Annotated in this window: 8 protein-coding genes and 1 pseudogene; 5 read left to right on the forward strand and 4 right to left on the reverse strand. The window is 62.0% G+C overall.

Features of this window, described 5'->3' with window-relative positions; genetic code table 11:
* The coding region (locus E3N86_RS07375) for a transposase (RefSeq protein ID WP_166785045.1) at window positions 1-644 on the reverse strand (644 nt) is incomplete at its 3' end.
* 349 nt (window positions 645-993) lie between these two features.
* On the opposite strand from E3N86_RS07375, the pseudogene E3N86_RS17350 reads away from it, so the two are divergent.
* The 4 genes and pseudogenes from E3N86_RS17350 to E3N86_RS07400 all read left to right on the forward strand — a co-directional run.
* A pseudogene (locus E3N86_RS17350) lies at window positions 994-1,970 on the forward strand (DDE-type integrase/transposase/recombinase); the annotation flags it as partial.
* 99 nt (window positions 1,971-2,069) lie between these two features.
* On the forward strand, window positions 2,070-3,302 hold the full coding sequence (locus E3N86_RS07390; RefSeq protein WP_134511664.1) for a hypothetical protein: 1,233 nt from the start codon (window positions 2,070-2,072) through the stop codon (window positions 3,300-3,302).
* 166 nt (window positions 3,303-3,468) lie between these two features.
* A complete protein-coding gene (locus E3N86_RS07395; protein ID WP_134374902.1) occupies window positions 3,469-3,897 on the forward strand; it encodes a hypothetical protein in 429 nt (142 codons plus the stop codon).
* A gap of 1,512 nt (window positions 3,898-5,409) precedes the next feature.
* Window positions 5,410-6,495 (forward strand): PD-(D/E)XK nuclease family protein, encoded by a 1,086-nt coding sequence (locus E3N86_RS07400; RefSeq protein WP_206751009.1) that lies wholly within the window; start codon window positions 5,410-5,412, stop codon window positions 6,493-6,495.
* Window positions 6,496-7,044: 549 nt separating this feature from the next.
* On the opposite strand, the gene E3N86_RS07405 is transcribed toward E3N86_RS07400, so the two are convergent.
* On the reverse strand, window positions 7,045-7,440 hold the full coding sequence (locus E3N86_RS07405; RefSeq protein WP_134511666.1) for a hypothetical protein: 396 nt from the start codon (window positions 7,438-7,440) through the stop codon (window positions 7,045-7,047).
* 687 nt (window positions 7,441-8,127) lie between these two features.
* Between E3N86_RS07405 and E3N86_RS07410 the strand changes: the two genes are divergently transcribed.
* Window positions 8,128-8,823 carry a lipoate--protein ligase family protein gene (locus E3N86_RS07410; RefSeq protein ID WP_134374896.1) on the forward strand — a complete coding sequence of 232 codons (696 nt, stop codon included), beginning with the start codon at window positions 8,128-8,130 and terminating at the stop codon, window positions 8,821-8,823.
* 70 nt (window positions 8,824-8,893) lie between these two features.
* Here E3N86_RS07410 and E3N86_RS07415 read toward each other — a convergent pair whose 3' ends face one another.
* Both E3N86_RS07415 and E3N86_RS07425 read right to left on the reverse strand, forming a co-directional pair.
* On the reverse strand, window positions 8,894-9,103 hold the full coding sequence (locus E3N86_RS07415) for a hypothetical protein (protein ID WP_134511667.1): 210 nt from the start codon (window positions 9,101-9,103) through the stop codon (window positions 8,894-8,896).
* Window positions 9,104-9,379: 276 nt separating this feature from the next.
* On the reverse strand, window positions 9,380-9,605 hold a 226-nt coding region (locus E3N86_RS07425; protein ID WP_134511668.1), incomplete at its 5' end, for a PLDc N-terminal domain-containing protein.

The raw sequence follows: 9,605 nt of genomic DNA on the forward strand, positions 1-9,605 counted from the left end.
GTGTCAAGAATCTCCCGCTCGAGAAATCGGTATCGGACAGCAAGTTTCTTCAAAGTGAGGGCCGTTGCGATCTCAGTGTCCGTGAGGTTTCCCATTGGACGGGAACGCTTCAACGCCGGGATGAGTTGCGCTGTGGTCAGCGGGCGGAACCGACTGCGCACGTGCTCCGGAGCGGAGACGAGTATCCCCTTGATCTGGTTGATGGCAATTGTGCGGGCCTTCATCGCTGAACTGCGGGCGGCACGGAGGACGCGGAGGCATTCAACGGGGCCGTCCTTGGTTTTCGGCGTCGACGTGCCTCGTCCGGCCAAGACCGATTCTGCTGCCTGATAGGCGTCTAAGGGATCCGATTTTCCGCGTAGACGCCGTGCTTGACGGTTGGGTCGGTTGACCTCGGGGACAGGGAGTCCTGCTGTTCGCAGAACTCGACTCAGTTCCGCCCCGTAACTGCCGGTTCCTTCGACGCCCACGCCGATGATCAGACCGAAGTGGGTAATGAAGGCGAGGATCTTCCGGTAACCCGAACTGACTGCCAGGAATTCTTCAGCAGCTAGGTGTTTGCCGTGCTCGTCGATGATGGCGACAAAGTGAGTATCGGAGTGGGTGTCGACGCCGACGATGACATTCGGTGGGTCTGTTGCCATGATGAAGCTGCCCTTCCATTGCGTCCATCTGGGTAAAAGATGAGCACGTTGGCCAGGTGGGCAGACAAGACGGTAATGGGAATTCGCTTCAGGCTCCTATAAAGTCATGTCCGCCTGGTCAGCGCACCTTGAGCAGCCTCAAGACCGCGGACAGATCACGTAAAAGACAATCCTTGAAGGACGTCAGTCAGGGTTAGAGTCACGCAGCCTCAAGACTCTTCTCATCATTACCGTCAGGGTGAGTTGAGGCCAGTAGCTCAGAGCAAGTCCGCCGTTTGACGTAGGGCGAGAACCAGGAAGTCCGATCATGTCCAGCCCTTCTTTGATCGTCGTGCGCGACGATAGTTCGATGAGTAAGAACAGCAGTCCTGGCCCGCGTGCGGGTGGCCCGAGCGCGCGGCGCTCGTTCACGCCGGCGCAGAAGCTAGAGCACTTGGCCGCTTACGAGGACGCGATCTCCCGGAATGGGGGCGGGGCGTATCTGCCGGAGCAGGGCATCTATTCCTCGCAGATTACCGAGTGGCGAAAGCTTCGTGATGCGGGCGTGCTGCAGGGCAAGAAAGCCGGAGAGAAGATTGGCCGGCTCACGCCAGAGCAATCCGAGATCGCCAGGCTCCGCCGCCAGCTCGATCAATCCGAACAGCGCCTGGCCACGACGGAGGTGGCGTTGGAGATCATGTCAAAAATGCACGAGCTACTCGAAAATCTTTCGAAGAGCTCGCGGGACGAAACACCGCAGACGAAACCGTGATGACCACCTACCGTGAACTGACCCGCCGGGGTATTTCGACCCGCACCGCTGCCACGTTGGTGGGGATACCGCGGGCGACGGCAACCCGGGCGCCACGAACCCCGGCTGCCGGGCCGGCGTTGGTGCCAATGAACAAGCTGGGCGTCCTGGAGCGGGCCCGGATCCTGTCCGTGGTGAACTCGGCCCGGTTCGTGGACTTACCGCCGATCCAGATCTACGCGCAGCTGCTGGACGAGGGCGTCTACCTAGCGTCGATCTCAACGATCTACCGGATCTTGGCCGAGAACAAACAGGTCAAGGAACGCCGCCGCTTGGCCCGCCACCCGCCGCGGGCGATCCCGAAACTGCTAGCCACCGCCCCCGGGCTCGTGTTCTCGTGGGATATTACAAAGCTGCCTGGCCCGATCAAGGGCAAGTACTACGACTGCTACGTCATGATCGATATCTACTCCCGCTACATCGTCGGCGCCGTGGTCCACGCGTCTGAGTCCGCGGTCCTGGCCGCGGAAATGATGACGGAAACCTTCGGCATCCACGGCACCCCGCAGGTCGTCCACGCGGACCGGGGAACGTCACGGTCACGGATCCCGTCAAATTGATCAGGAGCGAGAGGGCCGCAGCGTCGGACGGCTTGGGGACCTCGATGACCCCCAGATCGTCGATCTCCCCGAAGCGTGGTAAAAACTCTCGACCGACCGACCGACCGAGCGGCACTGGAGGTGCTGTTGGCCGAATTGTCGTCGCTGAATGCCGACGAGAGGTCTGACAGGACTTCGCAGGGAACCGTGAACGGAACGTTCGATGCCTCGGGCCGTGTTCGTTGGGAGGTCGTCGGTGAATTAGGCCATCCTGAATGCATGGTGCACAGAAGCTGGTTGTCGATTTGGGGCGCTGCAGTGGTTCTGGCTTCCCTCAGCGCCTGTTCTTATGTTCCGCCGACCTCGTGGCGGGTCGTGCCCATCGAGTTCGACAACGCCTTGGACGTCGGTCCAGAAGACCGGATTGACGTTACCTATTCCATGACGAACATGACCCAGGACACTGCGGGCGGGTTCTGGACCGAGTCCGCCGGGTCTCGGTTGCACCTGAATAGTGCTGGCGACACCCTGCGCCGATTCAATGACGAGATGTTTACGAGAGTTCATGGAATATCAGCCATCTCCCCATCGGTCCTCGCTGTGTCCAGAACGGGCAAGGCAGGGACCGAGATCGAGACGGGAATCTATCTCTACGACACGGATGCTGAGACGTGGACACCTGTCGACGTCGATGCGACCACGATTGGCGACGTGGCGGCCGGGGCTGATGGGCGACTGGTTTTCGTCGATTTTCTGGGCGAGATGGTGCCCGAAGGTGCGATGACTCCGCTCGAGTCGGCTTTCATGTGGCCTTTCGCGATTCGAACCGTGGCGAAGAACGGGCAGCAAACGACTGTGCTGGGTGCGGAATCGGGGGTCACCGCCGCCGCTGTTGCTATCGATATCGATCCCGCCGGCACGGTCTACGTCAGTACGGAGAGGGAAACGTTTGCGATCGGCGCCGATGGAACTCGTTCACCGATAGCCACATACCCGCCTCGAAATCCCGTGCTCGCCGTGAACGCGGTCGGCTATGTGCTCACAGCGGCACCGACGAATACGGATGCCACCGAGAGGCCAATCGATTGGAAGATGGTTCGCGCGTCTTCACCGGCCAGAGGCGTCATGGCCAAGAAGGGCGACTGCCCGCAGTCAAGTGAGCAGGGAATCAGAATTCTGACAGGTGAAGAATCGACGTCCTTGCCGTTTTCCTGCAACACGAACGGTGCCGTCTGGCTCAATGACACTACGTTCGTGCTCTCAATCGGTGACGAATCTGGAACGATCCTCGCCAGAGTGACCCCACCCGAGGAACCCACGAAACGCTGACCAGCACGTCGCTGCGGAAGCGGAACCCAGTGTGAGTGGTCATCCCAAGACGTATGAAGACTTTCACCGGGGGCGGCCGCGCGGCCGGCTTCGCGTGGTTGGATCGCGGCCGGCCGACGCGGTCTCAATGAAACGTTTTCGGAACAGTGGCTGCAATGATGTGGAAATGGATAAGCAAAGTCGCTCCATCAGGGCTCTCGCAACGCTGCTGGTCGTGACATCAGCAGCGTTGCTTTCGGCGTGCAGTCAGCAGCCAGGTACTGAGGTCACTGCCCTTGGACGCGCTCAGACTTCAACGGATGAGTTGCCGGCCGGCCTCGACGCCGATGAAGAATTGGGAGTGGCACCCGACTCCTCTCGTCTGCTTTCGGAGCAAACAGGAGTGGACTACTTCGCAGCGCGCTCCGCGTCCGGCAAGGAGGTTTGTCTCATCGTGTTCGCGTCACTCTCTGCGTGGACAAGTGCGTGCTCGACTGAGTTGCCGATTGAGCTCTACTTGGCCGGGGTTGGATCTGCGCAGTTGATCTCCGAGTCCAACCTTCCCTCGTCAGATAGCTGGACCCAGGTGGCGGACAATCTTGCTATCGGCAAGTGAGCACCGGCAATTCAGGCAACAAGGTGTGCTGGGGTGCCCGTAAGCCGGACAGTAGGCAGCACCGTGCTCGCAGTCGCATATACCCGGCAGGACTGTGACTTTTTGCGCTCTGTGGCGGCGTTCTTTGATCGCTATTTGGCGCATTGAGTTGTACACCCACGACGCTCCGGGGCGTCAGCGTCCTATAACCCAAGAGTAAATTGCCCACTGTCGTGATGTTCCCCGCAAGAGGAAGGTCCAGGACGCCAGCCAGCTGCCGAAGTTCCTCGGTCTGGGTCAGTAGCCGAATCCGCTGAGGCGGTGCTGGTCGTTTACGGTCGATACTCTTTGGGCGGCGGCGATGTTGGCAGGTCGCCTGGCGCAGCTCGGCCTCCGAAAGTCATGGTGGCGATCGAGGACAGCCCGGCACCGATGCCCTTGGCGAGGAACGACAGGATTGCCCCAAGTACTTGCCATAGCCCAGCATGGCCACGTGACTGAGTCATGCGGTACCTCGATCTCTAGGTCGTGTGCGTCTCGGCGTCGAAAGCCTGCACGATCGCGCAGCTACTTCTCGGCGCGTGCTTGCCACTCTACGAGGGTGACCAACGTGTGACCAGTAGGCACAAGTACAAGATCGTCTGTACGTCTCCCTGGTGGCACCAGCATCTAAAAGAGCGTGACATTCTGCCGTCACGCGTGGACTCATCCGCTGTCCCGCAAGACGGACGATAACCGCGGCAGCACTTGTGCGATCCCACCCAAGGGTCGAGCGTGCCGATGTTGCGTCACAAGGGAACTTGCTGCGGACGCTTTCGGCGGCTGATTCAGCCGCGCCAGGTCGGTGCGCTCGTCGTCGCAAGGGGATCGTCATAGAACAGAGCCTTGTTGGCACCATCGCGGAGTGGCGGTCAGGCGCGCTGACTCCGCAGCAAGCCATTGCGGAGGCTAGGCGTGCGGCCACGGCAATGAATCGACTTCCTGCGGAGGGCAAGGCGTAGGCGGCGCGTTTGTCAGCCGTTGAATGCCAACGGCACTGTTCCGACGTAACCAGTGTGTGACCGCACGGAAGCCGGTCCGCTTGCGGACGTCTGATGACGGCTCGCCTAATGAGCTGACCGTATTCCCGGGCGAACGCCTCCCGACGAAGTTCCCCCACCGTCTCGTTGCAGATAGCGAGAGGCGTCGCGCCACTGCTAGGTTGCTTTCGTGCAAGCACCTGACTCGATCCCCGCAGTCGCCGAGCCCACGGTGATCTTCGTGATCAACCGGGAATGGTCCCCCGACGCAAACGAGCGGGCGACGTACGATGCGACTCGCATGTACTGGCGCGTGGGCGCGGACACTCGGCAACGTGCGGTCTACGCGCTTGGTGTCGCAGGCGGTGTTGTCCGAGGCGCATATCGAATCCAATCCTGGCATTCCGGTGACGAAGAGGGGCGGTGGGGCTTCGATGGAGTGCCTGCGCCAGAACTCGGCGCCGTAGGGACGAGCGTCGAACGGCTTGCACCGCCCAGGGGCGGGGCGAACCCTGTGCGTCGTTACCTCGACGGCATCCCAACGAGCGATGAGAAGCCGGTGCAGGTGATCGCCCGGGAACTGAACGTGGAGCCGCTCGCGCGGATCATGTACGGCCAACGCGAGTTGTTCCACAGCAACTTCCTCGCTTGGTTCTTCGACGCTCTGCCGAAGCTGGCCGATGCTGTGTTCCGCGATCTCACGACCGACGACGTCACAGGCTTCACCAAAGTGCGGCGCGTTGAACGAGAACGAGAGAACCTCGACCTCGTGCTCCATTGGCCGGACGCGGCGCCGTTGGTCATCGAGAACAAGGTGTTCTCGCTTCCCGAGCGAGCTCAGCTCGACGAATACCGCGCCAAGACTGGGCGGTGGAAGGGTGAGCCCGCGCATCACATCCTGCTGAGCATGTCTCCACCGCATGAGCCTGTCGAGGGCTGGACCTACCTGAGCTATCAGGAACTCGCTGAACGCATCGACCTCGCCCTCTTTGACAATGAGGACAGCAGCTACGAGGTCGAGACGGTCAGACGGTACTCGCGAGTCGTGAGGCTCCTGAGCGCGCTACTCGACACCACTGTCGTGCACTCCATGGAGGAGTCTGCGTGGATGGACAGTTCGCAACTCGCAGAGATTGACTCGACCCAAACTCGTACCGCGCTTCGAAAGCTCCGCGCGCGGCGGGTGCAGGCTGTGCTCGCGGGGGAAGGCCCGGCGGTGGGATGGACGGAGGCCGCCATTAGCCACGGCCAGCCTCTAGTCGGCTGGCGACGTCACGTTCGGGTTGGTGGCATCGAAATTCAAGCGGGGTGGCAGAACCAGGAAGGACAGTTTCGGTTGTGTGTCGTGTTGCCACACCTCGAGGGTCGCTCCGGAGAGGACAGAGACGCCCGCGAGGAATTCGCCACATCGCACCCGGAGCTGTTCGATTTCGCGCCGCTCTACGAGGTCCTCGCATCGCCGGATGGGCAAGTCATGCCGCGCGAGCGCTTCGGGCACTTCGCTCCGTCGTTCGTGTACCGCTACGTGAAGGCGCCGGACCAGACCGTCCAGCAGCTCGTCGCGGCGACCCACGCGATCAATGCCGCATTTGAGGCGTGACGAGCTGCTCGCCGATTCTGTCCGCAGGCCGGACGTCTACGGTCGCAGGTTCGACGCCCAGTCTCCGAGGTTTCGGAGTTTCAGGGGAGTGGTGTTTGGGAACCTTTCGTGAGCAGGCAGGCTTTCAGGGGCGGGCCTACACTTAGCGGCAAGGCTGAACGGCGCCGTTCCACGGTCTGCCCAGTCCTGCGTGCTTTGCAGTCGGCTGGACACAGCACCATGTCGGACGCTGAAGGCTACAAGCGGAAGGTGGGCAACATGATCGGGGACCGGGACCGGGACGTTCAAGAGGCTGAGAGCGTTCAGGAGGACGAGGACGAGGACGTTCGGGAGGACGAGGACGTTCGGGAGGACGAGCCTGTCCCAGGTCTGGCGGTTCCTCTGGACCGTTGGCGAGCCTTGCCAGCTCGGGTGCGAGTGGAGGACCAGAGCTTGTCCGTTCCAGCTTCGGATGCACCGGACCCTGAGGGTGGCAGGAACCCTGACAATGACTGGCTGCTCCGTGGTGTGTAAGCGGAACCGCCATCGGGACGGTCTGGGTCTGATTCTTCAGAGCGATGCCGGCCAGGTTCGCCGAGTGGCGAGGCGTGCGGTCAGGAAGAGCGCAACGCCAATGACTCCGAGGATTGCGGCGAACGTGATTCCCCAGTCCCACACGCTCGACTGGGTGTGCACCAGGAGGAGTTCGTGATCGGTCGTGAAATAGGAGCATCGGACTCCAACGGGAAAGAACGAAAATGCACCGTCCGCGGTCCATCCTGCTGAGGGCAGAGCCAGGTTGCCTAGCTCGGGATTCTGATAGCAGGATTCACCGATACCCGAATGTGAGATGAACGCGAACTGCAGCCCAGCCAAGGCCATGAGGGCCATCGACGAAATGCCGAGGATCCAAGACCGCGCAGTCACGGCGAGGAGCACGGGAAAAGCCGGTCTTTGCAGTTGCATTTCGTCTACCCCCTCCTGAATAAACTACGTGCTGCCAGACACCGGGTAAGCGCTTTAAGACTGGAACGAAGGAAGTCGCCGGCCTACAGAGTCAAGGCCCGTAGCCGAACGGAAAGCGGACATCAAAGGCGTGAGCCGTGCACCGATCGGACGTCGATCGCCCCGCCATAGCCGTCCTCTTCGAATTCCAGCCCGATCTTTTCCGCTGCTCATGTGGAGGCTCTGTTGTCGCGGTGGATGATCGCGACCAGGTGACCTGGCCTCAAGGTATCTCGGGCGAAGTCGCGGCAGGCGGCTGCGGCCTCGGTTTTCGGCACCGGCTACTGACGCGGGAGCCAGAACGGTTTGTTCGGCCGGCTGCCGATTTCGTGGTCAGGTACGTGTGGGCGGAAGCTACCGAGGTGGCATGCATCGGCCGGTGGCTGGACAGCAGTCGAGCACACTGCCCGTGGAGAGATAAAATCGAATGATCATGGCGCCTCCAACGAACAGCTACCGGCGAGTCAGCACTCAGGACGAAGCTCACGGGCACCTTGTGGAGATCGACGCCAGGTACTCCGAGTGAGTGCGGCCGCCGTACCCCACGCACGCTGGGGTGAACCCCGCCGCGATGGCCAGGTTGAGTGAGTTGACGGATGAGCGGCCACGGACACCGCACCGCAGGAGCGAAACAACGGAGCCGCTCACGTGAAACCGATCACCATGTGCGGACAAGTAGGTACCGACGCGCAATCCGACATCGACCACACGCTGGCGCTTATGCGGGAGATGCAGGCCGTGGTGGTCCCCAGCCCGATCCTGAGGGTGTACGCACCGCGCCCCACGGTGGCGTTTGGCCGTCGGGAAAGCCTCATGCCGTCGTTTGCAGCCGCACAGGAGGCGGCTCGCGACCATGGCTTTGCGCCCGTGATCCGGCTTGCGGGCGGGAGGGCGGTGGCCTACGACGAAAGCTGCCTCGTCATTGATCTGCTGACGCCGTCCGATCGGCACATAGCCAATGAACTCGTTTTCGACGTGGTGTCCGAGTCAATGCGGCGGGTACTCGTGGATTTGGGCGTCGACGCGCGTGTGGGGGCGGTCCGACGCGAATACTGCGCGGGGCCTCACAGCGTGAATGCACGCGGAGAGGTGAAGCTCGTCGGAATCGCCCAGAGGGTGACCCGAGGAGCACGGCTCGTCACGGCGTCTGTCGCGTTGGGTCCCGCGATGCGACTCCGCTCCGTTGTGGACGCCGTGTACGCGGCCATGTCGCTCGACTGGGATCCGCAAACATTCGGGACGTTGGCTGGCGAAGGGGTGCAGGCCTCTCCGGAGGAGCTCGCACAGGGCGTCATAACCGGCCTCGCTCTGACGCACACAGAGTGGGCTGAGCCGTTCGTTTGAGTGCACGGAATTCCTCTCTTGACGCCCCCGTTCTGCCCTTGTCCGCACGTGATTTCTTCACCGACCTCGATCAGGGTGAGGTGGTTGTGCTCTGGTGCTCGGAGCCTTCGACACCGTCAAGCCAAAACATACCGGAGAGTCCGATGGTGATGACGGCGATGACCGCGACCAGGCTCAGCGCCCGGACGTAGGTGGAGAAAGGTGCTCGTCGTAGCCACCCCTCGCCACGCAGGAGGACGACAGCCAGGACCGGCGTGCCGACCTCCAACACGCAGGCCATCAGGTCAGCCAGGCCGACCTGTTCGGGGACGCCGCTTCCCCTGACATCGTGCTGCTGGACCCGTCGATGCCGGGTCTTGACGGCATCGACGCGACCCGCGAAGTGCTTGCGGTTCGGCCTGCGACCAAGGTGTGTCTGCCCTTGATGCCGGGGCGGGGGTTACCTACTCAAGGACGCCGACCCCGACGGCCTCATCAGGGCCCTGCGCGACGCACGCCATCGACTTCGTCTCTCTGAAATCGAACCCTCTCCGCGAAGAGAAATGAAGGTCGAGGTCTACCGAACCTTGTGTGTGAGTCGAAGGCCGAATGGGTGTGGCCCGGCGAGGTACCAAACGAGCGCGCCGAGCAGAGGCGCGAATACGACGGCGATCATCCAGAGGGCCTTCTCCAACTCGGACAGGTCGCGGGTTCGCGCAATCTGGACGATGGCGTACGCGATCGCAGCGAGGTAGAGGACGGCGACGACGGATGCGAGAGCGACTGCAAGTGCGGCTGGACTG

This window comes from Cryobacterium sp. Hz7, from assembly GCF_004402815.1.
In the GTDB taxonomy this organism is placed as follows: Bacteria; Actinomycetota; Actinomycetes; order Actinomycetales; family Microbacteriaceae; genus Cryobacterium; species Cryobacterium sandaracinum.